At 63.2% G+C, this 25,303-nt stretch carries 16 protein-coding genes; 8 read left to right on the forward strand and 8 right to left on the reverse strand.

The window, feature by feature from the left end; genetic code table 11:
* Positions 1-37 precede the first annotated feature (37 nt).
* The 4 genes from AC58X1_RS17170 to AC58X1_RS17185 all read left to right on the forward strand — a co-directional run bounded on the left by AC58X1_RS17170 (position 38) and on the right by AC58X1_RS17185 (position 6,708).
* Positions 38-2,470: a TonB-dependent siderophore receptor gene (locus AC58X1_RS17170; RefSeq protein WP_101322437.1), complete on the forward strand. Its 2,433-nt coding sequence runs from the start codon at positions 38-40 to the stop codon at positions 2,468-2,470.
* 67 nt (positions 2,471-2,537) lie between these two features.
* Complete coding sequence (locus AC58X1_RS17175; protein WP_312389621.1) at positions 2,538-3,650, forward strand: PepSY-associated TM helix domain-containing protein; 1,113 nt, start codon at positions 2,538-2,540, stop codon at positions 3,648-3,650.
* Positions 3,647-3,826, forward strand: a complete 180-nt coding sequence (locus AC58X1_RS17180; RefSeq protein WP_101322439.1) for a hypothetical protein — start codon at positions 3,647-3,649, stop codon at positions 3,824-3,826. The genes AC58X1_RS17175 and AC58X1_RS17180 overlap by 4 nt, the downstream gene beginning before the upstream one ends.
* Before the next feature lie 71 nt (positions 3,827-3,897).
* Positions 3,898-6,708: a dermonecrotic toxin domain-containing protein gene (locus tag AC58X1_RS17185; RefSeq protein WP_497429205.1), complete on the forward strand. Its 2,811-nt coding sequence runs from the start codon at positions 3,898-3,900 to the stop codon at positions 6,706-6,708.
* Here the strand turns inward: AC58X1_RS17185 and AC58X1_RS17190 are convergent.
* The 8 genes from AC58X1_RS17190 to glnE form a co-directional block, all read right to left on the reverse strand.
* On the reverse strand, positions 6,681-8,123 hold the full coding sequence (locus AC58X1_RS17190) for a lipopolysaccharide kinase InaA family protein (protein WP_497429206.1): 1,443 nt from the start codon (positions 8,121-8,123) through the stop codon (positions 6,681-6,683). The genes AC58X1_RS17185 and AC58X1_RS17190 overlap by 28 nt on opposite strands.
* Complete coding sequence (locus tag AC58X1_RS17195) at positions 8,123-8,875, reverse strand: lipopolysaccharide kinase InaA family protein (protein ID WP_150571142.1); 753 nt, start codon at positions 8,873-8,875, stop codon at positions 8,123-8,125. Before AC58X1_RS17195 ends, AC58X1_RS17190 begins: the two co-directional genes overlap by 1 nt.
* Complete coding sequence (locus AC58X1_RS17200) at positions 8,872-9,606, reverse strand: lipopolysaccharide kinase InaA family protein (RefSeq protein ID WP_150571141.1); 735 nt, start codon at positions 9,604-9,606, stop codon at positions 8,872-8,874. Before AC58X1_RS17200 ends, AC58X1_RS17195 begins: the two co-directional genes overlap by 4 nt.
* Positions 9,606-10,412, reverse strand: a complete 807-nt coding sequence (gene rfaP, locus AC58X1_RS17205; protein WP_101322444.1) for a lipopolysaccharide core heptose(I) kinase RfaP — start codon at positions 10,410-10,412, stop codon at positions 9,606-9,608. Before rfaP ends, AC58X1_RS17200 begins: the two co-directional genes overlap by 1 nt.
* On the reverse strand, positions 10,409-11,533 hold the full coding sequence (locus AC58X1_RS17210) for a glycosyltransferase family 4 protein (protein WP_150571140.1): 1,125 nt from the start codon (positions 11,531-11,533) through the stop codon (positions 10,409-10,411). The genes rfaP and AC58X1_RS17210 overlap by 4 nt, the downstream gene beginning before the upstream one ends.
* Positions 11,533-12,591 (reverse strand): lipopolysaccharide heptosyltransferase I, encoded by a 1,059-nt coding sequence (gene waaC, locus AC58X1_RS17215; protein ID WP_150573398.1) that lies wholly within the window; start codon positions 12,589-12,591, stop codon positions 11,533-11,535. The genes AC58X1_RS17210 and waaC overlap by 1 nt, the downstream gene beginning before the upstream one ends.
* Positions 12,592-13,641 carry a lipopolysaccharide heptosyltransferase II gene (gene waaF, locus AC58X1_RS17220; protein WP_150571138.1) on the reverse strand — a complete coding sequence of 350 codons (1,050 nt, stop codon included), beginning with the start codon at positions 13,639-13,641 and terminating at the stop codon, positions 12,592-12,594.
* A gap of 328 nt (positions 13,642-13,969) precedes the next feature.
* Positions 13,970-16,903 (reverse strand): bifunctional [glutamate--ammonia ligase]-adenylyl-L-tyrosine phosphorylase/[glutamate--ammonia-ligase] adenylyltransferase, encoded by a 2,934-nt coding sequence (gene glnE, locus AC58X1_RS17225; RefSeq protein WP_259076859.1) that lies wholly within the window; start codon positions 16,901-16,903, stop codon positions 13,970-13,972.
* 383 nt (positions 16,904-17,286) lie between these two features.
* Here glnE and aceE point away from each other — a divergent pair, with 383 nt between their 5' ends.
* From aceE to msrA, 4 genes are all read left to right on the forward strand, one after another.
* Entirely contained in the window at positions 17,287-19,932 is a 2,646-nt protein-coding gene (gene aceE / locus AC58X1_RS17230) for a pyruvate dehydrogenase (acetyl-transferring), homodimeric type (protein WP_101322449.1), read from the forward strand.
* A gap of 13 nt (positions 19,933-19,945) precedes the next feature.
* On the forward strand, positions 19,946-21,586 hold the full coding sequence (aceF, locus tag AC58X1_RS17235) for a dihydrolipoyllysine-residue acetyltransferase (RefSeq protein ID WP_101322450.1): 1,641 nt from the start codon (positions 19,946-19,948) through the stop codon (positions 21,584-21,586).
* A 252-nt stretch (positions 21,587-21,838) separates the two neighbouring features.
* Positions 21,839-24,532 carry a putative bifunctional diguanylate cyclase/phosphodiesterase gene (locus AC58X1_RS17240; RefSeq protein ID WP_150570454.1) on the forward strand — a complete coding sequence of 898 codons (2,694 nt, stop codon included), beginning with the start codon at positions 21,839-21,841 and terminating at the stop codon, positions 24,530-24,532.
* A 97-nt stretch (positions 24,533-24,629) separates the two neighbouring features.
* On the forward strand, positions 24,630-25,295 hold the full coding sequence (msrA, locus tag AC58X1_RS17245) for a peptide-methionine (S)-S-oxide reductase MsrA (protein WP_101322452.1): 666 nt from the start codon (positions 24,630-24,632) through the stop codon (positions 25,293-25,295).
* The last annotated feature ends 8 nt before the right edge of the window (positions 25,296-25,303 follow it).

A 25,303-nucleotide genomic window follows, 5' to 3' on the forward strand; every position in this document is an offset into this window, starting at 1 on the left:
GGAAGCACAAAGCACTTATCCGTCGAGGAGCCGCTGCATGTCCCGTGCCGTTGATCGTATCCTGCGCCCCAGCCTGATGGCTCTGGCGATTGCCCTGTCTATCCCGATGGCCAGCCCTGCTCTGCATGCTGCCGAGCAATCGCAACTCGCCTATGACTTGCCCAGCGCGCCACTGGCGACGACCCTGAATCAGATCGCTAGCCAGGCGGGTATCGCCCTGGCGATCGACCCAGCCCTGGTCAGCGGGCGCACCGCGGCGCCGGTCAAAGGCCAGTACGATGCCCTCGGCGCACTGCAGGCGGCCCTGCGCGGCAGCGGCCTGCAACTGCAGCAGAGTAGTGTCGGCAGTTACAGCCTGGTGGCCACGCCGGAAGGCAGCCTGGCGTTGCCGGAGACAAGTATCAATGCCAACTCCAGCTATGAAAGCGCATGGGGCGCGGTCGACGGCTACACGGCAACGCGCACCGCAGCCGGCAGCAAGACCGACACCGCCATCGCCGAACTGCCGCGCTCGGTCTCGGTGATCACCCGCCAGCAGATGGACGATCGCCCGGTGCTCAGCCTCAACGACGCCTTGCGCTACACCGCTGGCGTACAAAGCAGCGGCTACGGCTCCGACTCGCGCAACGACTGGTTGCTGGTGCGAGGTTTTGTCCCGACCCAGTTCCTCGACGGCCTGCCGTTGCCCCGAGGCAATTACGCGACTCCCAAGATCGAGCCGTGGAACCTGGAGCGCATCGCCGTGTTGCGCGGGCCGGCTTCATCGGTTTACGGGCAGACGCCGCCCGGCGGTCTGCTCGACATGACCTCGCGCCGGCCGCAGGCGCAGAGTGCACACGAGATCGAAGTGCAGGCTGGCAGCAATCAACACAAGCAGATCAACTTCGACAGCACCGGCAAAGTCGACGAGCAAGGTGAGTTTCTTTACCGCGTCAGCGGCACGGTGCGTGACAGCAATTCCCCGGTTGATCACATTCCAGACAAGCGCTACAACCTGGCCCCAAGCCTGACCTGGAACATCAACGACGATACCAAGCTGACCCTGATCACTCAGTTCACCCGCGACGATACCGGCATTACCGGGCAGTTCCTGCCGCTGCAGGGCACCAAACTCGACAGCCCGGCGGGCAAGATTTCCCACCACAAGAACCTCGGTGATCCGGACTGGGAATCCTACGACCGCACTTACTATCACCTGGGCTACGCCTTCGAGACCCGTTTGAACGATGTCTGGCAGTTCCGCCAGAACCTGCGTTACGCGCGCAACGAGCTGGACTTCAAGGGTATTACTGCAGGCGGTCAGATCTGGCCCGCCGGTCCGGATGAAGCGGTAAGCGCCGACGGCACCGTGCAACGCACCGCCGGTATCGTTGAAGAAGACATCAGCCAGTTTGCCGTGGACAACAACTTCCAGGCCGACTTCAACACCGGCGTCGTCAGCCACACCGTGCTGCTGGGCCTCGATCACCAACGCTCCGACAGCAATGCTCGCTGGCGCTGGGGCTCGGCTGGCGTGCCGGCGAGCAACATCCACAACCCGATCTATGGTCAGGACTTCTCCAACGTCCAGTACTTCGACATGTACGACTACGACCAGAAGACCCAACAGACCGGCTTGTACGTGCAAGACCAGATGGCCTTGGACAATTGGCGCCTGACCCTCGGTGGTCGTGAGGACTGGGTCCACACCGGCACCACCTTCCACAATCAGGGTGATGCCACCAGCACCCAGCGCGACAAGAAGTTCAGCAGCAACGCCGCCCTGAGCTACGTCTTCGACAACGGCATCACGCCGTATATTTCCTATGCCGAATCATTCCAGGCGGCCATGGGTTCAGTGGTCAACAGCACCACTGCCTTCAAACCCACCGAGGGCAAGCAGTACGAGCTGGGCATCAAATACCAGCCACCGGGCAGCAGCGCGTTGTTCAGCGCAGCCGTGTTTGACCTGACCCAGGAAAACATCTCGGTTACCGAAGGCGGCGTGACCCGCCAGGTAGGCGAAGTGCGGGTCAAGGGCGTGGAGCTCGAAGCCACTGCCGACGTCAACGAAAACCTCAAGCTGGTGGGTTCCTACACCTACAACGATAGCGAAATCGTCAAAGGGCTCAGCGCTGAAGAAGGCAAGCGCATGGCTCAAGTACCGCGTAACCAAGCCACTGCCTGGGCGGACTACACTTGGCACAGCGGTGCGCTGGACGGCTTCGGGGTGGGTGTCGGCGTACGCTATGTGGGCGATACCTACGGCAACACGATCAACAGCGACTGGGGCCATGTCGGCTCGTACACCGTCTATGACGCCTCCGTGCATTACGACCTTGGCCGCTTGAACAACTCCTTCAAAGGCGTAACCGTCGCGGTAGACGCCAAGAACCTGTTCAACAAGGACTACCTGTCGACCTGTGATGGCTACTACTGCTACTACGGCGACGAGCGCAACGTGGTCGCCAGCGTGAATTACAAGTTCTGATGCAACGCTCAGCGGGCCTGCCGCAGTCTGGCATGCCCACTGACGCCCTCGTCAAGAGCCCGAAAAGATGAAAAGCCTCACCATCCGCCGCTGGTCGCAGGTCCACACCTGGAGCAGCCTGATCTGCACACTGTTCCTGCTCCTGCTGGCAATCACCGGCCTGCCGCTGATCTTCCATCACGAACTGGAACACCTGCTCGGCGACGCCCCCGTACTGCGCCAGATGCCTGCCGATACCCCGCACCTGGACCTGCAGCAACTGGTGCTCAAGGCAGAACAGTATCGTCCTGGCGAAGTCATGCAGTACTTCGGCTATGACGAGGACGAGCCCAACGGCGTAGTCGCCATCACTGCCGCCACGGCAGGCAGCGATCCCAACGACTCGCACACCTTCATGCTCGATGCGCGTACCGGCGAAGCCGTGCCCATGCCGGCTGCCAACGGCGGCTTGATGATGACCATCCTGCGCCTGCACGTGGACATGTTCGCAGGGCTTGCCGGCAAACTATGGCTGGCGTTCATGGGCCTGTTGTTCGTCGTCGCGATCATCTCCGGCACGGTGCTGTATGCGCCGTTCATGCGCCGCTTGCCGTTCGCCAGCGTGCGCCAGGACAGATCGCCGCGCCTGCGCTGGCTCGACCTGCACAACCTGATCGGCATCGTGACCCTGACCTGGGCGCTGGTGGTTGGCGTCACCGGGGTGATCAGTGCCTGTGCTGACCTGGTCATCGCCGCCTGGCGCAACGACAGCCTGGCAGCAATGGTTGCACCCTACCGCGACGCGCCGCCGCTGACCGAGCGTGCGTCGGCCAGCCAGCTGCTGCAGATCGCAACTGCCGCTGCACCGGGGATGCGTGCCGACTTCATCGCATTCCCCGGCACACGCTTCTCCAGTGAGCACCACTATGCCGTGTTCATGAACGGCGCCACGCATCTGACCTCGCACCTGTTCACCCCAGTCCTGATCGACGCCACCACCCTCGCCGTCACAGCAGTCGGCGAGCGGCCCTGGTACATGGACGCGATGGGCCTGTCGCAACCGCTGCACTTTGGCGACTACGGCGGACGGCCGATGCAGATCCTCTGGGCACTGCTCGACGTGCTGACCATCGTCGTGCTCGCCAGTGGCGTTTATCTCTGGTGGGGCAAGCGCCGTACCGGCGCGAAGGCCAAGCCATGAGCCATCGCTCGCAATCCACCTGGCGGATCTTTACCTGGCCTGTACTGATCGCGCTGCTGGGGGCAGGGGGGCTGTTCGCCGCGCTGCTGGGTGACGATGGCTGGGATGTTCTGGCCTGGGTCGGCCTGGGCATTCCTGGCGTGCTCGGCGTGCGGGCACTGATCAGGCGCAGTTGAGTTATCTGGTTACAACCACAGCAGGTTTGCCGTACCTAGGATGCAGGGTCCCCCATGACAAGGAGCGGGCCATGCAACCTCTCGAACTTATCCAAACACTCACCGGCCAGATCAAGGCGCTGCTCGAACCCCTGCCGGTCATCGAGCAGCCGCTGCACAATGATCTGCAGACGCGACGCAAGCTCCACAGCGACCTGGCCAGCTACTGGTCAGAACTCAATACTCAAGGCTTGAACCGCAAGCAGTCGCTGATCGCCCTGCGCCAGATTTACCTGCTGGCCGAAATCGACCTGCGCATCACTGACGACACGCTGAGCGCCGATCAGGCCGCACCGCTGCGCACTTGCATCGAGCAACCGCGCGCCTGGCAACGCCAGCAGATAGCGGCAGCACACCGACCTCAGGTCTACCGGCCCCTGCTGGTGAACCTGCAGCCCAACTGGCGCAGCTACCTGCCGGGGGTGATGGTGATCGTCGCGGGCACCCCTGAGGGCACGCTGCTCGACGCCGACAGCGAAACCGGCGAGGCACTGCTGTGCTGCCTGTCACAAGGCATCGAGGTATTTCCCTCGCTCAAGGCCTTGCATGACGAACTGTGCGAACGGCTGGACGACCCTCTACTCAGCAGCACGTTGCTGCACCTGTACGCCGACCCGCAATCCGCCGAGCAGGCGCGTCTGGCTGAGCGTCTGCGTTATGAGTGGTATGCCGATGATCCGATCGAAGCGCAGGTACAGCAACTGATCGACACCCAGCGCCAGCGCCTGAACCTGCCGTCGCTATGGGGCGACGACCAGCCGTCATCGACCACCACGCGACACGCGCAGGTCATGGCGGCACTCAGGCTCGAGGATGATCTTGGTAGCAAGGCAACGCTGAACACGCGCTATTCGCGGTTACTGGAAAAACACATGCCGGCATGGCTGCGCGATGCTGACACGCAAAGCCTCAGCCACATCATGCAGACCATGCAGGAACTGGTGGTGGCCAGTGAAAGAGCAGCGGCTCCAGGCATCCCCACCCAAGCGCAGTTTATTCAGCAGAACGATCTCAGGACATGGACGCGAGCCCGCCTGCAAGAGCGCCTGCTCGATGATTTCGGCCTGCAACTGCTACCACAGGACATAACGGTGAGCATCACGCGCGCCCGCCAGGTCGGGCCGCAGCCCTACCCGTTCAACCCATCCCTGTTCATTACCTGGCAAGGCCTCAAACAGGTCGGCAATGAAACCATTGAGATGGTCACCGAGCGCTTGCCACTGGACGATCTGGCCTTGGTCAACCTCGCCTGGTTCAATTACGACTACTGGTTGACCGCCCGTGTCAGCCATACCGAGGCACGCACGCTGTCCCCGGAGCTGACGCCGGCCTACGTGAAGACACTGGTGCGCAGCCTCAATGCCGGCGGGCGCTATGCAGATTTTCTCTACACCCAACTGGTCGACTCGCGCACGGGCCGCTGGCGCCTGCTGGCCCATACTCGAATCAACCGCGCCCGAATGCGTGCCGAAGCGGTCAAGGCCCGGTATGCCGGGCACTTCGCCGAACATCGCGCCGAGCGTGGTTACCGCTGGGCAACGGCGGTACTGGACCAACCCCACAACGCGCTCCGCCCGCCGGTAGATGGCCATACGGTCGTGGTGCGGCAGCTACTGATCCAGGGCCATACGGTGCAGGGGGTGCTACTGATAAACACTGCACAAGGCAGTGTGCCGTCGTTTCTCATGTACACCCCAGGCGCGCCAGACCGACGCAACTGGCGCGAGTTTTCCAGCACCCGGCAATTGCTGCGCACCCTGCGCGACAAACCGGCGCTGCGCCAGTACCTGGCCGCTCGGCTACCACAGGTCGAGGAGAGCGAGCTGCAACGGCTGTTGCTCAAAGGGGGCTTGGGCAGTTCTCTACGCCTGCCAGCCATTCACGACGATCTGTTCTTCGCATTGTATATGGCAGAGGTCCGCGCCCAACTTGCAGCAGTCGACACCAGCAGCCGGACGACCCGCGAGGTCAATGTTCAGTCAGTCATCGACCTGTCCTGGCGGTTGCTGGACCTGATAAGCCTGGTACTGCCTGCCAAGCCCCTCATGGCGTTATCGATCGGGCGAATGATCCTGGACATCTGCGATGGCATCCAGGCACACCAGCGAGGCGATATGGAAGGCGTGTTGCGCCATCTCTACAACACCATCAGCCATGCCACGGATGCGGGCGGCAGCTTCTTCGCTACCGGCGTCCTGCGCCGAGCGCTGCGCGGCTTGCCCAAGCAACCGCCACTGCCATTGCCGGCCCGCTACCAAGTCAATGTCGACACCAGCTCGTTGCGCTATCGCATCGATGGTGTGCATGACATCGGTGTCTACGAGCAGGTTTCGGCGTTTGGGGGCTTGTCGTTGTACTTCGTCAGGGACAACCACGGCAGTCATTACAAAGTCAGCTTCGATGGCGAACGCTGGCGGGTTATCGACCCTGAGCAACCGGATGCCTATCTACAGCAGCCGATCAAACGCCTGCGCAGCGGCGAGTGGGTGATCGATTCACCTGTGCTCTGGTATGACGGCCTGCCAGATCTGGCAGCGTTGTGTCATGACTGCCTGCTCACGCCAGCCCGCGCCGGCACCCCTTTGAGCAGCGCAGCGGGCTTGCACGCTGATGGCCAGCAGCTGTACCTGCAGACCCGCAGCGGGCAACTGGGCTTGCGCAGGCATTTGCTGGCAGACCAGTACCACCTGCTGATTCCCCCGGCTGAGCAGACAGGCGTCAAGCCTTGGGCGGTGCTGCGCTGGCAGGCGGACGAATGGCGCATCCGAGTGCGCCAGTCGGGCCGCAGCAGCGACTGGCTGGCGCTGCCCGAAGCCTACTCGGCGAGCCGCGGCAACAGCTGATCAATCCGCTTGTGCAAGGCGCTGTCACTCGGCCAGTTTCGCAGCATGCGCGCCCGGTCACGGGCATAGGCAGCCGCGAAGCTGAGTTGAGTGGCGTGCTGGCACATGGCGTCGAGGTCGATCAACGACCATTGGCCGTGCTGCCAGAACAAATTATGGCCTTTCATATCGCCATGGCTGATGCGCTCGCGGATCAACTGCTGCATCAACCTCAGCAAGGCCTGCAACTGCTCGTCGGGCGCATCGCCACTGGCGACGAAGGGCGCAAAACACTCGAGCAGATCCGGTCCATCGGCGTATTCGGTGACCAGATAGGCACGGCTGCGCAGGCCCATGACCCGTTGTTCAAGCACCGCCAGCGGCTTTGGCGTGGCGATGTCGAGAAAGCGCAGACGCTGCCCTTCGATCCACGAATGCCAGGCCCGGCTCGGGCGCCAGAAACGCTTCAACCAGTGCACGGTGTTCTTGATGTTGTAGCGCTTGAGCACCAGCGGCCGGCCGCCAACGTCGACCCGGGCAACGCTTGCGGCGCCACCGGTCTTGTACAGGTGGCCTTGGTCGATCAGCGCATCGGCCTGCTCCAGCACCGGCTGCATGGCCGCCACTTCGCTACGATCGATAGCACGCAGGCCAGACAGGCTGCGTTCGACGCTGAACAGGGTGCACTCGCGACCGGCCTTGTCCAGGAAGTCCTTGAGGCGCCAGGCGCGAACCTTGTCGACCTGCTTCTGCAGGGCTTCCAGCGGCAGCGCGTGCTCACCGTTGGCCAGCAGGTAATGCACCAGCAGCTCTTCGGTGAACGGCTCGAGGCGCTTGGGCAACTGGGCGAAGAACACGCCGAGGTTTTCCAGCACGCGCGGGCGTGACAGGCATTGGCCAGGCGTCTCGGCTTTGATCCCGGCACCATCGATCAGGTACAGCTGGCCACCGTGGCGGAGCAGGTTATCCAGATGCAGATCAGCCTGCCACAAGCCCTTGGCGTGCATCTGCGCAACCGCCCCAAGCGCCTCTCCCAGCACCTGTTGCTGCTCATCGGCCAGCGGCGCCAGCGCCTCGACCTCAGCCCAGGCAGCGCCCAGGCTCTGGGCGTTTTCCAGGTACTCGAACAACAGCCAGCCGCCCTCGCCCTCTTGCAGACCGTCAGCCAGCAGTTGCGGAGTGGTCAAGCCTTGCGCGGCAATCAGCTTGACGCCATCCAGCTCGCGCTGAAAATGCCGTGCAGCATTGCTGCCGACCAGCAGCTTGGCCAGCACCGGCTTGCCGCGCCAAATACCAGCACCGACGTAGCGTTGCCCAGGCAGCACCCGCAGCAGGCTGAGCAGCTGCAGCTCAGCGCTGCCAGCAGCATCGGCCAAGGTAATGTTCAGCGGCAGGCTCGGCGTGCGCCCAGCCGCCTTGAGTTCAGACAAACGCATCAACGGGCCTCTTTTTCATGCTGGCGGCGCACCAGCCGCTGCAGCCAGGTAGTCACCAGCGCGCTGTCGGCCGGTTGCTGCAGATAGGCCGCCAGCAGACTGCGCACATCGCCTTCGCTCCAGGCGCGGGCACGGCGCAGCAAAGGTTCCAGATCTTTCAGCCGGTCGCGCATGCCAAGCAGCAGCGGCCGGGTCTTTTCCAGGTCGATCAGTTGCGCCTGCCAGCCTTCGCGGCGCTCGCGCAGGAAGATGTGCTTGGGATAGAAGCAACCGTGCACCTGGCCGGCGGCGTGCAAGGTACGCCCCAGTTGGCCGCAGGCCTGGAGGATGCCCAGGCGTTTTTCGGCGGCCAGTTGCGGCCACTGCGCCAGCAGGCTGTCGAGGTCGTTCCACTCATCCAGGGCGCGAGTCATGAGCATCGCGCGGTGCTCGCCGTTGCCCTTGCGCTCACCGTAGAACACCGCCTGCAAGGCCGGGATCTTCAGCTTCTGATAGCGCGTGATATTGCGAAACTCGCGGGCAAATGTCGGCTCACCGAAGGGCCGATGCAGGGTGCGAGTGAAGTAGTTGAGCTGGCGTTTGAGGTAGTAGCCCTTGCCCTCCAGCTCCAGGCGAAACACGCTGCTCCAGCCGCCACGGCCGGTATTGGGTTCGTCCACCGCATCGAGTTGCAGCGCCCACAGCGCTTCGAAATCGTTCAAGCCGTGGCGTTGCAGCAGGGCAAGCTCGCTGCTGGCCAGATAGTCGGTCATTCCCTTCCCTCGAAAAAGCGCACCACTTCGCGTACCCGTTTTTTGTCGCTCGCGTTCAACCGCTGGTGCCCGCGGTACTGCAGGTAGAAGCGCAGGCGCTGAGTCGCCGACAGGTGATACTTGGCGACCTTGTCCAGGCAGGCCAGGTCCTTGATCACTCGATGGCGGAGCATGAAGCCGCGCCAGAAATCGCCGGTCGGGCAATCGATGAAGAATAGCGTGCCCTGATCGTCCACCAGCAGGTTGCGCCACTTCAGATCGTTATGGGTGAAGTGGTTGTCGTGCATGACCCGCGTATGCCGGGCCAACTGACGGCTGACGTGGTCGACCCAGGCGCGGTCGGCCAGGCGCGGATCATTGCGCTTGGCCAGTTCGGACAGGTCTTCGGTACGCGGCAGCTCGCGGGTGATCATCGCCCCACGGCCAAAGGCCAGGCCATTGCGCTCCAGGCCCCAGCCGATCACTTCGGCGGTGGGAATGCCCCACTTGGCGAACTGCTTGAGGTTCTGCCACTCGGCCTTGATCCGCGGCCGGCCCAGGTAGCGGCGCAAGTGCTTGCCGGCGCCGGTATAGCGTTTGACGTAGTAGTACACGCCATCGCGCTGGATCCGCACCACTTCGCTGAGCGGGTCACGGGTCAGGCGCTCGCCGTCGATGGCGAACACTGCCTCGAGGCTGCCGAAATCTGCTGCCAGGTGTTGATACTCCGGCAGCAGCGTCCAGCCCGCCATCAGAGTGCATCCCCGTAGCGTTGTTTGCGCGCGTACAGTTTCTGCGCCTTGCCTTCGAGCCAGGCCAGCAGGCGCGCCTCCTCGGTGAGGATCTGACGCAGCGGCTGCTGGAAGTAACCGCGCAGGAAGCGCAGCTTGTCGCGCCGGGTCAGGCCGATATCCAGCGCCGAGAAGTACAGCGCGGCCAGGTCCTTGTCGCGCCAGCGGCGGCTGATGCTGCTGCGAGTCTGGGCGCGGTGCAGGTCGATTACCGACAGTTTGAAGTCGTCGGCACTCACCGGGCGATCAGTATGCAGAAGGAAATGGCAGATGTAGCAGTCGCGGTGGTTGACCCCGGCGCGGTGCATGCCGCCGGTCATCTTCGCCACTTCGGCGATCAGCGCGTGTTTGAGGCGCGGCAGCGGCGGCTGCTTGACCCAGTCGATGCTGAAGTCTTCCAGGCTGATGGTCGGCGCCAGCTCTTCGGTGATGATGAACGAATGCTGCTGCGCCGGATTGCTGCCGCGCTCGCCGTAGGCGACTGCGGTCATGGTCGGCACGCCGACTTCATGCAGGCGCTGGATGGCGCGCCATTCCTGGCCGGCACCGAGTACCGGCAGCTTGGCGCTGAACAGGTTCTTGAAGATCTCGCCCCAGCCGATGCCACGGTGAATCTTGACGAAGTAACCTGCGCCCTCGACCTCGGTGCGCAGCGTGCGCCGGCCTTCCAGTTCGCGGAACACTTCGCCCTGCAGTTGCTCGGCGGCCTCGAAGGCATCGCGCCCGGCCCACAGCCGTTGGAACGGCTGCGCCAATATCAGCTTCATGCGCGCTCCTGGTTGAGGATCACATCGGCGGCATGCTGCGGCATGCTGTAGAGGTCGGCGCTGTCGGCAAACGCCAGGCCATTGCGCGACCAGGCCGCACGGGCCTCGCCGTCTTCGAGCATGCGTTGCAGGTAGCGGTCGAGCTGCTCCTGCGCGAACGGCTCATCAAGCACCAGGCCGCTGTCGGCCTCGGCGATGTAATGGGCATAACCGCAGACTTTCGAGACCAGCACCGGCAAGCCGGCGACCAGCGCTTCGAGCAGTACGGTGCCGGTGTTTTCGTTGTAGGCCGGGTGGATCAGCAGGTCAGCACCCAACAGGAAGCGCGGGATATCGCTGCGCCCCTTGAGAAATTGCACCTGCTCGCCCAGGCCCAGCCCGGCACTTTGCAGCTGGAACACTTTGGGGTCGTCCTGGCCGATGACCATCAGCCGGGTACGCTTGCGCAACGCCGCCGGCAGCGCAGCCAGCGCCTTGAGGCTGCGGTCGACGCCCTTGGTCTTGAAGCCGGAGCCGATCTGCACCAGCAGCAGGTCGTCGTCAGTGAGTTTGAACTCCTGACGGAACTGCGCACGGATTTCAGCGGCGTTGGCCGGTGCCCGACGGTCCTGGGAAATCCCTGGTGGCAGCAGATGAAAACGCTCCACCGGTGTACCGTAGTGTTTGATGAACAGCGGCTGCTGCACTTCGGAGATCATCAGGATCTCGGTGCGGGCATCCTTGGCGAACACCGCACGCTCGTATTCGGCGAAGTGGCGGTAACGGCCCCAGCGCCGGTACAGGCTGCCGCGCAGGGTCTGCGCCTTGTCTTCGAAGCAGCCGTCGGCAGCGTAGTAGACGTCCAGTCCGGGCATCTTGTTGAAGCCGATCAGGCGGTCGACCGGGCGCTTGGCCAGGTCAGCGGCCATCCAGGCGCTGAGCTTCTCGTTGCGGCGATGGTTGAAGATCGCCTTGACCGGCGCCACCAGCACTTCGAAGCCAGGCGGAACCTCGCCCTCCCAGATCAGCGTATAGACGCGGATCTGATGACCACGCTGCTGGCACTCCAGGGCAATGCGCATGAAGTCACGCTGCAGCCCGCCAAACGGGAAGTATTTGTACAGTACGAAAGCCAGTTGCATTAACGAACATCCTCAGCCAGCAGCAACGCGCTCAAGCGGCTCGCCACATGCTCGGGATTCAGGCGAGTGAAGCACAGCGGCCACTCGCGTTTGATATCGAACCGGCGCAGATCCTCGGCGCTCGGTTTATAGGTGCACTTCTTTTGCAGGCAGGGCGCGCAAGGGAAGTCGCTGGCCTGGTGGACCTGGACACGTCCGTAGGCGCCGGTCAATCCAGGGTTGGTGGGTCCAAACAGGGAAATGGTCGGTACATCCAGTGCTGCAGCCAGATGACCCAGGCCGGTATCCACCGCCACGCAGGCCTTGGCTGCGGCCAACACGCGAGCCACCCCTACCAGATTCAATTTGGGCAGTACCTGGCAATTACTCAAGCCCTGGGCGATGCGCTCGGCACGGTCTTTTTCGGCCTGATTGCCCCACGGCAGGCAGACCTGCAGGTTGCGCCGGCCCATGCGTTCGGCCAACTCGCGCCAGTAGGCCTCTGGCCAATGCTTGGTTGCCCAGGTCGTGCCATGCAGGAACACCACGAACGGCGCCGTGGGTGGCAATTGCAGACGGTCGAGGTCCAGGCCGTAGTTGCCGATGCCTTCGGGCAGGTCGTAAGCCAGCGCCAGGGCAAACAGCTGACGCAGGCGCTCCACCGCATGCTGGCCGACCGCAACCGACAACGGCCGGTCATAGAAGCGGCTGGACAGGCCTTCACGCGCCGAGAAGCGATCTAGCCCAGCCACCGGCGCCTTGACATAACGGGTCAGCCAGGCCGATTTGACCAGGCCCTGGGCGTCGATCACCAGGTCATACTGGCGCTCGCGCAGGCGCTGCTTGAAGGCTTTCCATTCACCGCTCTTGAGGGTCTGCCAGATGTTCTTGCGCCAGCGCCGTATCGCTACCGGAATCACCCGGTCGACCGCTGGGTGCCAGCTCGGGATCTCGGCAAAGCCCTCTTCCACCACCCAGTCGAAACGGATGCCGGGGATGGCGTGAGCGGCATCGGTCAGCGCCGGCAAGGTATGAATCACGTCTCCCAACGAAGACGTCTTGATGATCAGAACCCGCACTCAGTCGACCTCAGCCAGAACATCGATACGGTTCGGCCCAGCCAGATTATGCAGCGCGGCAATGACCTTGCCCGGCTCAAGCAGACGCAGGCAGTTGTAATGACCAAAGCGGCAGGTGCGGTCGAAGCACGGGCTGCATTCCAGGCCCAGGCGGACCACTTCGACTTGTTCGGCCAAGGGCGGGGTGAAGCCCGGCGAGGTCGAGCCGTACACCGCCACCAGCGGGCGGTTAAGCGCCGCGGCGACGTGCATCAGCCCTGAGTCGTTGGAAACCACCGCATCGGCGCAGGACATCAGGTCGATGGCCTCGGCCAGCGAGGTTTCGCCGGAAAGGTTGTAAGACTCTTCGCGCAGGCCGGGGATCAACCGCTCGCGGATGGCTTCGCCAACCGGGTGGTCTTTCTTCGAGCCAAACAGCCAGACCTGCCAGCCCTGGCGGATCATGGCGTCGGCGACTTCGGCGTAGTGCTCGGCCGGCCAGCGCTTGGACTCGCCAAACTCGGCGCCCGGGCACAAGGCCAGGACCGGCCGGTCCAGCGCCAGGCCGAACTTGGCCAGCGCGGCGTCGCGGCTCGGCGCCTCGATCTGCAGGCTTGGCCGCGGATACGGCTGCGGCAGCTCGGCGCCGGGCGCATAGGCCAGGGCCATAAAGCGCTCGATCATCAGCGGGTAACGCGCCTTGTCCAGCTTGCGCACGTCGTTGAGCAACAGGTAGCGCATCTCGCCGCGCCAACCGGTGCGTTTGGGGATGCCGGCAAAGTACGGCACCAGCGCCGACTTCAACGAATTGGGCAACAGGATCGCCTGGTCGTACTGGCCCGCCAGCGACTTGCCGATCCGCCGGCGCGTGGCCAGCTCCAGCGCGCCGTGGCCGAGCGGGAAGCTCAAGGCCTGGCGCACTTCGGGCATGCGTTCGAGCAGCGGCCGGCTCCATTCGGGCGCCAGCACGTCGATCTCACACTCAGGGTGCTGCTGCTTCAGGCACTGGAACAAGGTCTGCGCCATTACCATGTCGCCGACCCAGCTGGGGCCAATGATCAGTATTCTCATGCTTTGTCCAGGAACGCTGGGGGAAAGTGCAGCACGGTCTCCCCTCTTTATATTCAGGCTAGGTGGCGTGCAGTGTACCACTGGTGGTGGAGCAAGGCTTTTAGCGCCTGTAACGCAAAAGAACACGAGCTCAGCACGCCGCTCATAACCCTGTGGGAGCGGGTTTACCCGCGAAGAGGCCGGTCGCAGCCCCCTATTTGTACGGCGAAGGCTTTGCCTTCGTTCGCGGGTAAACCCGCTCCCACAAGTTTTTGCGGCGCAGCCTAACCCTGTGGGTTTACCGGGACGCCGGACTGCCGCGAAGGGCCGCCCTGCGGCCCCAGCGATTTCAGCTCAAACCCAACTCACCCCAGATCCGGCGCACTTCGGCGCGTTCAGTGGCGAACTGCGCGGCGTCGATCACCCCGGCCTGCTTTTGCAGGGCCTGGCGGTGCGAGGCCGAGCGAAACGCCTTGTACACTTCTCGCAGCAATATTGCATCGCTGGCCGGCACCAGCCCGGCCTGTTCGAGTTCTTCGAGGATGCGGATGTTGTCGGTCCAGCGCAGCAGCGCCGGGTGCGCGTGCGACCAGGCCAGCGCCGCGTACTGGACCATGAACTCGATATCGACGATGCCGCCGGCATCTTGTTTGATATCGAACGGCACGCCAGCCTCGAAGGCATTGCTCGCAGTGCCTGCCGCAGTCTGCTTGGTGCCCAGGCTGCCGCGCATCTTGGCGCGCATCTCGCTGACCTCGGCGCGCAGTTTGTCCAGATCACGTGGCTGGCCGAGCACCCTCGCCCGCACCGCTTCAAACGCGCTCGCCACGTCCTTGCAGCCAACCAGCACCCGCGCCCGTACCAGCGCCTGATGCTCCCAGGTCCAGGCTTCCCCTTGCTGGTAACGCTCGAACGCACCGAGCGAGCTGACCAGCAAGCCGGCAGCGCCCGAGGGACGCAGGCGCATGTCGACGTCATACAGCTGGCCGGAGTTGGTCTGGGTGGTCAGCAGGTGAATGATGCGCTGGCCCAGACGGGTGTAGAACTGCGCGCTGTCGATCGGCTTGGCGCCGTCGGTTTCAGCCTGCGGATCGCCGTCATGAATGAACACCAGGTCGAGATCAGAGCCGTGGCCCAGCTCGATGCCGCCGACCTTGCCGTAACCGACGATGATGAAACCTGGATCACACAGGCTGCCATCGCTGCGTTTGGGCTGACCGTGACGGGCCACGGTCTGGCGCCAGGCCAGCGCCAGCACCTGGTCAAGAATCGCCTCGGCCAGCCAGGTCAGGTAGTCACTGACCTTCATCAATGGCAGGTTGCCGCTGATCTCCGAAGCGGCCACGCGCAGGCTGTGCGCCAGCTTGAAGTGGCGCAGGGCCTCCATCTGCTGCTCGAGGTCGTCTTCAGGGATGCGGGTCAGCCGCTCGCGTAGCTCGCTGGCCAATTCCGGCGCCAGCGGCGGGCTGAACAGACGGCCCTCGTTGAGCAGCTCATCGAGCAGCAGCGGATAGCGGGCAATCTGTTCGGCGATCCACGGGCTGGCTGCGCACAGCGTCAGTAGACGGCGCAGGGCACTTGGGTTCTCGGTCAGCAACACCAGGTAAGCCGAGCGCCGCGCCACCGCCTCGACCAGCGGCAGTACCCGCTCCAATACCAAGTCGGGATTATCGTGTTCAACGGCCTGAGCCAGCAGGCGCGGGATAAATGCATCCAGGCGTTCGCGGCCCAGGCGCTGCATCGAACGCAGCTGCGGGCTAGCGCGCAGCCCGGTCAGGCGGCGCAAGGCATCGGCTGGCTGGCCGAAGCCGGCTTCTTCAAGCTGGCGGCAGGCGGCCTCTTCATCCTGGGCCTGCTCCCACAGCGGCGACCATTCGCCCCCCACCACCAGTTCGCCCTCGGCCTCGTCTTCATCCGGGTCAGCGATGACCTGGCGGAAGTGCCAGTCGATGCGTCCGCGCCAGTACATCAATTGGGCATGGAAGCTGTCCCAGTCGGCAAAGCCGAGGATGAACGCAACCCGCGCCCGATCGATGTCGCTGTCGGGCAACATCTGCGTCTGCCGGTCGGCAATGGCCTGGATGGCGTGTTCGGTATAACGCAGGAATTCATAGCCTTCGCGCAGCTCGGTAATCACTGCAGGCGGCAAATAGCCCTGCCCTTCAAGGGTGGCCAGCACCTTCAGCAGTGGCCGCTGCTGCAGGCTCAGGTCGCGCCCACCATGGATCAGCTGGAAAGCCTGGGCGATGAACTCGACCTCGCGAATGCCTCCGGCGCCCAGCTTGATGTTGTCGGCCATGCCCTTGCGCCGCACTTCCTGCTGAATCAGCTGCTTCATGGTGCGCAGCGCTTCGATTGCCGAGAAGTCCAGGTAGCGCCGGTACACGAACGGCCGCAGCATCTCCTGCAACTGGGCGCCGGCAGCCTGATCACCGGCCACAACACGCGCCTTGATCATGGCGTAGCGTTCCCAGTCGCGGCCCTGGTCCTGGTAGTACTGCTCCAGTGCATTGAACGACAGCACCAGCGCGCCGGCCGAGCCGTAGGGACGCAGGCGCATATCGACGCGAAACACAAAGCCATCGACGGTGACCGGATCGAGTGCCTTGATCAGGCGCTGGCCGAGGCGGGTGAAAAACTCCTGGTTGTCCAGCGAGCGCTTGACCCCCTCCGTCTCGCCGCCCTCGGCAAAGGCGAAGATCAGGTCGATGTCCGAAGACAGGTTCAGCTCGACCGCACCCAGCTTGCCCATGCCCAGTACGACCATGTGCTGCGCCTCGCCACTGCGGTTGCCGATCGGCGTGCCGAACTGCTGGCAATGCCGCGGGTACAGCCATTGGTAAGCCTGGTCGATGCAGGCGTCGGCCATATCTGACAGGTCGCGGCAGGTTTCCCCCAGCGCCGCCTGGCGGGTAATGTCGCGCCAGATGATGCGCATCTGCTGACGGTTGCGGGCCCGGCGCAGGTTGCGCGCCAGCTCTTCTTCGCTCTGCGCCGCCTGGGCCACTGCGGCAATCCGCGCGGTCATCTCGCCCGGCGCATAGGCCTGCTCCAGATCACCGCTGGCCAGCAGCTCGAGCAACATACCCGGCTCGCGCTGAGCCTGATCGAAGATGAACTCGCTGGCGGCAGCCACCTGCTCGAACTGCTGCCGATGCTCGGCGCTCAACGTAGACAGGCCAGGGTCGTCCTGACTGCTCAGCGCCTCGTTCAGCAGCTGTTGGTTACGGACGACCAGTGGTTGCAAGCCAGCGGGCAGATCGAGAGGCAAAGGCAGACGCATGGGCTATCCTTGATCGGCAACAAAGGGAGGGGTGTAATTGGCTACGGGGAAGCGGGACCGCGGTTGAAGTGTCATACAAAAGTTGTAAATAGCTGAAATCAACGAATCATTGGCATTAAACATCAAGATCCACCCGCCTCAGCTACATCGCCAACCAACATGAACGTTTTTCCCCACAAGCCAGGGTGCGACCAAACGTCGCATTTCTGTAGTATTACTACTACCCCGACCGTGTAAAAGCATGAAATGCGAAAGCTTTTGTAGTAAAACTACACGGCGCCGGGTCACACTCCGGTAATCCAAGAATTCACGACGTCTGCCCATAAGGCCAGTCGCAAACTCAGGCAGCCGATTCTGGTTGCCTTTCCGCCCTGGAGCAAGCCATGCAAGACCTCGATCCAATCGAAACCCAGGAATGGCTGGATGCCCTGGAGTCGGTCCTCGACAAAGAAGGCGAAGACCGCGCTCATTACCTGATGACCCGTATGGGCGAGCTGGCCACCCGCAGTGGTTCCCAGCTGCCGTATGCCATCACCACGCCATACCGCAACACCATCCCTGTCACCCACGAAGCACGCATGCCTGGCGACCTGTTCATGGAACGCCGCATTCGCTCGTTGGTGCGTTGGAACGCACTGGCCATGGTCATGCGCACCAACCTGAAGGATTCGGACCTGGGCGGACACATCTCGAGCTTTGCCTCCAGTGCCACCCTGTATGACATCGGCTTCAACTACTTCTTCCAGGCCCCGACCGACGAACACGGCGGCGACCTGATCTTCTTCCAGGGCCACGCCTCGCCTGGCGTCTACGCCCGTGCCTTCATGGAAGGCCGGATCAGCGAAGAGCAGATGAACAACTTCCGTCAGGAAGTCGATGGCAAAGGCCTGTCGTCCTACCCGCACCCATGGCTGATGCCTGATTTCTGGCAGTTCCCGACCGTTTCGATGGGTCTGGGCCCGATCCAGGCGATCTACCAGGCGCGCTTCATGAAGTACCTCGAAGCCCGCGGCTACATCCCGGCCGGCAAGCAAAAGGTCTGGTGCTTCATGGGCGACGGCGAGTGCGACGAGCCGGAATCCCTGGGCGCGATCTCCCTGGCTGGCCGCGAGAAGCTGGACAACCTGATCTTCGTCATCAACTGCAACCTGCAGCGCCTCGACGGCCCAGTGCGCGGTAACGGCAAGATCATCCAGGAACTCGAAGGCGTGTTCCGTGGCGGTGGCTGGAACGTCAACAAAGTGGTCTGGGGCCGTTTCTGGGACCCACTGCTGGCCAAGGACGTCGACGGTATCCTGCAACGTCGCATGGACGAAGTCATCGACGGCGAGTACCAGAACTACAAGGCCAAGGACGGCGCGTACGTCCGTCAGCACTTCTTCAACACCCCAGAGCTCAAGGCCATGGTCGAAGACCTGTCCGATGACGAGATCTGGAAGCTCAACCGTGGCGGCCACGACCCGTACAAGGTCTACGCGGCGTACCACCAGGCTGTGAACCACAAGGAACAGCCGACCGTCATCCTGGCCAAGACCATCAAGGGTTACGGTACCGGTGCTGGCGAAGCCAAGAACACCGCGCACAACACCAAGAAGGTCGACGTCGACAGCCTGCGTCACTTCCGTGATCGTTTCGACATCCCGGTCAAGGACGACGAGCTGGAGAACCTGCCGTTCTTCAAACCAGAAGAAGGCAGCGCCGAGGCCCGTTACCTGGCCGAGCGTCGCTCCGCCCTGGGTGGCTTCGTACCACAGCGCCGCGCCAAGAGCATGAGCATCCCGACCCCGCCCCTGGAAACCCTCAAGGCTATCCTGGACGGTTCGGGCGACCGTGAAATCTCCACCACCATGGCCTTCGTGCGGATCCTCGCGCAGCTGGTCAAGGACAAAGAGATTGGCCAGCGCATCGTTCCGATCATCCCGGACGAAGCCCGTACCTTCGGTATGGAAGGCATGTTCCGCCAGCTGGGCATCTACTCGTCGGTCGGCCAGCTCTACGAGCCAGTCGACAAAGACCAGGTGATGTTCTACCGCGAAGACAAGAAAGGTCAGATTCTCGAAGAAGGCATCAACGAAGCCGGCGCCATGTCGTCGTTCATCGCTGCCGGTACTTCGTACTCGAACCACAACCAGCCGATGCTGCCGTTCTACATCTTCTACTCGATGTTCGGCTTCCAGCGTATCGGTGACCTGGCCTGGGCCGCTGGCGACAGCCGCACCCGTGGCTTCCTGATCGGCGGTACCGCCGGCCGTACCACCCTCAACGGTGAAGGCCTGCAGCACGAAGACGGTCATAGCCACCTGCTGGCCGGGACCATCCCGAACTGCCGCACCTACGATCCAACCTACGGCTATGAGCTGGCGGTGATCATTCAGGACGGCATGAAGAAGATGACCGAAGAGCAACAGGACATCTTCTACTACATCACCGTGATGAACGAATCCTACCAGCAGCCGGCAATCCCGGCCGGTGTCGAGGAAGGTATCGTCAAGGGCATGTACCTGCTCGAAGAAGACACCCGCGACGCGGCACACCACGTTCAGCTGATGGGTTCCGGCACCATCCTGCGTGAAGTCCGTGAAGCTGCGAAGATCCTGCGCGAAGAGTTCAACGTCGGTGCCGACGTGTGGAGCGTTACCAGCTTCAACGAACTGCGTCGCGACGGCCTCGCCGTAGAACGCGCCAACCGCCTCAAGCCTGGCCAGAAGCCACAGCAGACTTACGTCGAGCAGTGCCTGACCGGTCGCAAAGGCCCGGTTATCGCATCGACCGACTACATGAAGATTTTTGCCGAGCAGATCCGTCAGTGGGTGCCGAGCAAAGAGTTCAAAGTCCTGGGTACCGATGGTTTCGGTCGCAGCGACAGCCGCAAGAAGCTGCGTCACTTCTTCGAAGTTGACCGTCACTTCGTGGTGCTGGCTGCCCTGGAAGCCTTGGCTGACCGTGGCGAGATCGAACCGAAGGTGGTAGCTGATGCCATCGTCAAGTTCGGCATCGACCCGGACAAGCGCAACCCACTGGACTGCTGAGGAGTATTTTTAAGTGAGCGAACTCATTCGCGTACCTGACATCGGCAGCGGTGAAGGTGAAATCATCGAGCTGTTCGTCAAGGTTGGCGACCGCATCGAGGCTGACCAGAGCCTGCTGACCCTGGAGTCCGACAAGGCCTCCATGGAGATTCCGGCGCCTAAAGCCGGCATCGTCAAAGAGCTCAAGGTCAAGCTGGGCGATCGCCTGAAAGAAGGCGACGAACTGCTGGTTCTGGAAGCCGAGGGCGCTGCGGCGTCCGAGGCTCCGGCCGCTGCTGCGCCTGCCGCCGAACAACCTGCTGCCGCGCCTGCGCCAGCCGCCGAGGCTGCTCCTGCGCCGGCCGCAGCTCCTGCTGCTGCCACCGTGCAGGACATCCACGTGCCGGACATCGGCTCGTCGGGCAAGGCCAAGATCATCGAAGTACTGGTCAAGGCCGGCGACACCGTCGAAGCTGACCAGTCGCTGATCACCCTGGAGTCCGACAAGGCCTCCATGGAGATCCCTTCGCCTGCCGCTGGCGTGGTTGAAGAAGTGATCGCCAAGCTGGACGACGAAGTCGGCACCGGTGACCTGATCCTCAAGTTGAAGATCGCTGGCGCCGCACCTGCTGCGGCCCCTGCCCAGGCGGCTGCCGCACCGGCCAAGGCTGAGGCTGCTCCGGCTGCCGCACCTGCCGCCGCACCGGCTCCAGCTGCTGCACCGGCCCAGGCTGCTGCCCCGGCTGCTGCCAGCAACGCCAAGGTCCATGCCGGCCCTGCGGTACGTCAGCTGGCCCGTGAATTCGGTGTCGAGCTGGGCGCTGTTTCGGCTACTGGCCCGCACGGTCGCATCCTCAAGGAAGACGTGCAGGTCTACGTCAAGGCGATGATGCAGAAGGCCAAGGAAGCGCCGGCCGCCGCCGGTGCAACCGGTGGTGCTGGTATCCCGCCGATCCCGGTGGTCGACTTCAGCAAGTTCGGTGAAGTCGAAGAAGTGGCCATGACCCGCCTGATGCAGGTCGGCGCTGCCAACCTGCACCGCAGCTGGCTCAACGTGCCGCACGTGACTCAGTTCGATTCGGCTGACATCACCGAGCTGGAAGCCTTCCGTGTCGCGCAAAAAGCCGTAGCGGAAAAGGCCGGCGTCAAGCTGACCGTACTGCCGCTGCTGCTCAAGGCCTGCGCCCACCTGCTCAAGGAGCTGCCGGACTTCAACAGTTCGCTGGCACCAAGCGGCAAGGCAATCATCCGCAAGAAGTACGTCAACGTCGGTTTCGCCGTCGACACCCCGGATGGTCTGCTGGTCCCGGTCATCAAGAACGTCGACCAGAAGAGCCTGCTGCAACTGGCTGGCGAAGCTGCGGCACTGGCTGAAAAAGCCCGTACCAAAAAGCTTTCGGCCGACGAGATGCAGGGCGCCTGCTTCACCATCTCCAGCCTCGGTCACATTGGCGGCACTGGCTTCACGCCGATCGTCAACGCGCCGGAAGTGGCGATCTTGGGTGTATCCAAGGCAACCATCCAGCCAGTCTGGGATGGCAAGGCCTTCCAGCCCAAGCTGATGCTGCCGCTGTCGCTGTCGTACGATCACCGTGTGATCAACGGCGCCGCTGCTGCGCGCTTCACCAAGCGCCTGAGCGACTTGCTGGGTGATATCCGCACCATCCTGCTGTAATGCTGCAACTGCTGCCCCGGTACATGCCGGGGCAGCAGGCACCACTTTCGAGCTGCCACGCTCGTACCTCAACCCCGCCCCTGGCGGGGCTTTTTTTTGCCCGCAAAACTGCAACCGGCTGCAGAAACTCACACCCCTGCCGATAAACTGCCAATAGCCCGACATGGCCGCTTGCCAGCCTTCGGGACATGATGCAACCTTGCCAGATGCGCTGCCTGCCAGGCCCTGTCACCCTCTTCAAGCGAGTCTTCGATGAAAAGCCAACCCGATGCCGCGACCCGAGTGGCGGCCGAGGTCGTGACCCAGCTACCCGTGCCCTCGCGGCTGGGCATGCTGCGTTTCGAAAGGCTCAACGAAGCCAACTGGGCGATGCTCTACCTGGACCCCAACTGCGACCGCCAATTCGGCCTGCCTGCCGCTGAGCTGTGCGCGTTGGTCAGCTCGCCGTATGCAAGCCTGATGGAGCCCGAAGCACGCTATCGCCTGCATGACGAGATCCAGCTGCAGCTGTCGCGCCGTGGTCATTACCGGGTGCGCTACACCCTGCACGTTGGCCCGGCGCCATTGCGTTTGCTCGAGTGCGGCGAAGTCTACAAGCAGCATGGCCGGCAGCTGCTGCGCGGGTACCTGACAGTGCTCGATGATCACGCCGAAGACAGCATCAACATGACCGCCAGCGACCTGGAAACCCGCAACAACCGCCTGCAGATCGCTCTGCAGCTGAACCAGCGCGCGCAGCAGGAACAGCTAGAGCATCTGGAGCGGGTACGAGCCCAGCAAGACTTGATTCTGCGCCTGGCGCGGCAGCGCTACAGCGCCGACAACTCGCTGCTCGAAGCCGCCGAGCTGATCACCCGCAGCGCCTGTGAAATCTACAACGTCGACTGCTCGAGCATCTGGTACCTGCATGACCAGCAGCTGGAGCCGATTACCGCCTGGTACCGGCTTGACCAGGAGCACCGCCTACCGGCCCCGATCGACGCCAGCCAGTTCCCCGACTACATCGAAGCGCTGCATGCCAGCCGCGCCATCGACGCGCACAACGCCAGCCACGACCCGCGCACCCGTGACATGGCGCAGAGCCTGTTCCCGGCCTCCGACAACGCCATGCTCGACGCCAGTATCCGCGTCGACGGCCAGGTAGTCGGCGTGCTGTGCCTGGAGCAAACCGGCATGCCGCGGGCCTGGCAGTCGGATGAAATCGCTTTTGCAGGCGAGCTCGCCGACCAGTTCGCCCAGGTCATCACCAACCACAACCGGCGTACCGCTGCCAGCGCGTTGCACCTGTTCCAGCGCGCGGTCGAGCAGAGCGCCAGCGCCTTTTTGCTGGTCAACCGCGACGGCGTGGTCGAGTACGTCAACCCAAGTTTCACCGCGATCACCCAGTACAGTACCGATGAGGTCCAGGGCCATCGCCTGTCCGAGCTGCCGGCCCTGGAAAACCTCAGCGAACTGCTGTTCGATTCGCCGTCGAGCCTGGATATGGGCAACAGCTGGCAGGGCGAATTCAAGAGCCGGCGCAAGAACCTCGAACCTTACTGGGGTCAGCTGTCGATTTCCAAGGTGTACGGCGACAACCGCGAGTTGACCCACTACATCGGCATCTACGAAGACGTCACCCAGAGCAAGCTGGCTCAGCAGCGCATCGAGCGCCTGGCCTACACCGACAACCTGACCAACCTGGGCAACCGCCCGGCGTTCATTCGCAACCTCGATGAGCGCTTCAGCCGCGACAGCGCCAGTTCGCTGTGTCTGCTGCTGGTCGACATCGACAACTTCAAGCGGATCAACGACAGCCTTGGCCACCAGACCGGCGACAAGCTGCTGGTGAGCCTGGCCCGACGCCTGCGCAACAGTCTGACCGTCGGCGGCATCCTTGCGCGCTTTGCCAGTAACGAATTCGCCGTGCTGCTCGACCACACCAGCCTGGAGGGCGGCCAGAGCATTGCCCTGCAACTGCTGCGTACCCTCGACAAGCCGATGTTCGTCGACAACCAGCTGATCAACGTCACCGCCTCGGTAGGCCTGGCCTGCGCGCCGCTGCACGGCAGCGACCCGCAGACCCTGATGAAAAACGCCGGCCTCGCCCTGCACAAGGCCAAGGCCAACGGCAAGCATCAGGTGCAGGTGTTCACCGAAGTGCTCAACGCCGAAGCCAGCTACAAGCTGTTCGTCGAGAACAACCTGCGCCGCGCCCTGACCCAGAACGAGCTGGAGGTGTTCTACCAGCCCAAGCTGTGCCTGCGCAGCGGGCGCCTCCTCGGGCTGGAAGCGTTGCTGCGCTGGAACCACCCGGAGCGCGGCATGATCCGCCCGGATCAGTTCATCAGCGTGGCCGAAGAAACCGGCCTGATCATCCCCATCGGCAAGTGGGTGGTGCGCCAGTCGTGCCGCATGAGCCTTGAACTGAGCGCCGCTGGACTGGGTGACCTGCACGTCGCCATCAACCTTTCACCCAAGCAGTTTTCCGACCCGGAGCTGGTCAGCTCGATCGGCTCGATCATCAAGGAAGAAGGCCTGCCTTCGCACTTGCTGGAACTGGAGCTGACCGAAGGCTTGCTGCTTGAGGCAACCGAAGACACCCACCGCCAGCTGATCGAACTGAAGGCGTTGGGGCTGACCCTGGCGATGGACGACTTTGGTACCGGCTACTCGTCGCTGAGCTACCTGAAGAAATTCCCGATCGACATCATCAAGATCGACCGCAGCTTCATCAACGAAATCCCGGACAACCAGGACGACATGGAAATCACCTCGGCGGTGGTGGCCATGGCCCACAACCTCAAGCTCAAGGTAGTCGCCGAGGGCATCGAGACCCCTGCGCAGCTGGCCTTCCTGCGCCGCCATCGCTGTGACGTCGGCCAGGGCTACCTGTTCGATCGGCCAATCCCCGGCCGCGAACTGGTTGAGCGCCTCAAGCGCTACCCGCGCGGACCAGTGGCCTGACAGCGCGCTCAGTCTCGGGCACTATACAAGTCATTCGGGCCGCAGCAGCGCGTTGACGGCCCCTGCCTACATCTACTGAATATACAGAGGAGCGGCCATGGTCCTGCGTTCGGAAATCCTGGTGAACAAAAACGTCCTGCCTACTGCGGAACAGGCCCTGCCTGGCCGCGAGACGCCGATGAGCCTGCCCGAGATGCATTACGTCTTCAACGAGACGCCGCTGCTTGGGCCGTTCTTCCAGAACGTCGATTTCGCCATCTTTGGCCTCGGTTGCTTCTGGGGCGCCGAGCGCCGCTTCTGGCAGCGCGAAGGCGTGGTCAGCACGGTGGTCGGCTATGCCGGCGGCTTCACTCCGAACCCAACCTACGAAGAAGTCTGCTCGGGCCTGACCGGCCACACCGAAGTGGTGCTGGTCGTGTTCGACAAGGACAAGGTCAGCTATCAGGAGCTGCTGGCGATGTTCTGGGAGCTGCACAACCCGACCCAGGGCATGCGCCAGGGCAACGACGTCGGCACCCAGTACCGTTCGGCGATCTTCTGCACCAGCCCCGAGCAGCTCGAGCAAGCCAACGCGAGCAAAGCGGCCTACCAGGCTGAGCTGGACAAGGCCGGCTTTGGCCCGATCACCACCGAGATCGAGCAGGCGCCAACGGTGTACTTCGCCGAGGCCTACCACCAGCAATATCTGGCCAAGAACCCCAACGGCTACTGCGGCATCGCTGGCACCGGCGTGTGCCTGCCGCCGAGCCTGCAAGGCAACTGAGGCCCGGC

The organism is Pseudomonas sp. PGPR N4 (genome assembly GCF_059693665.1).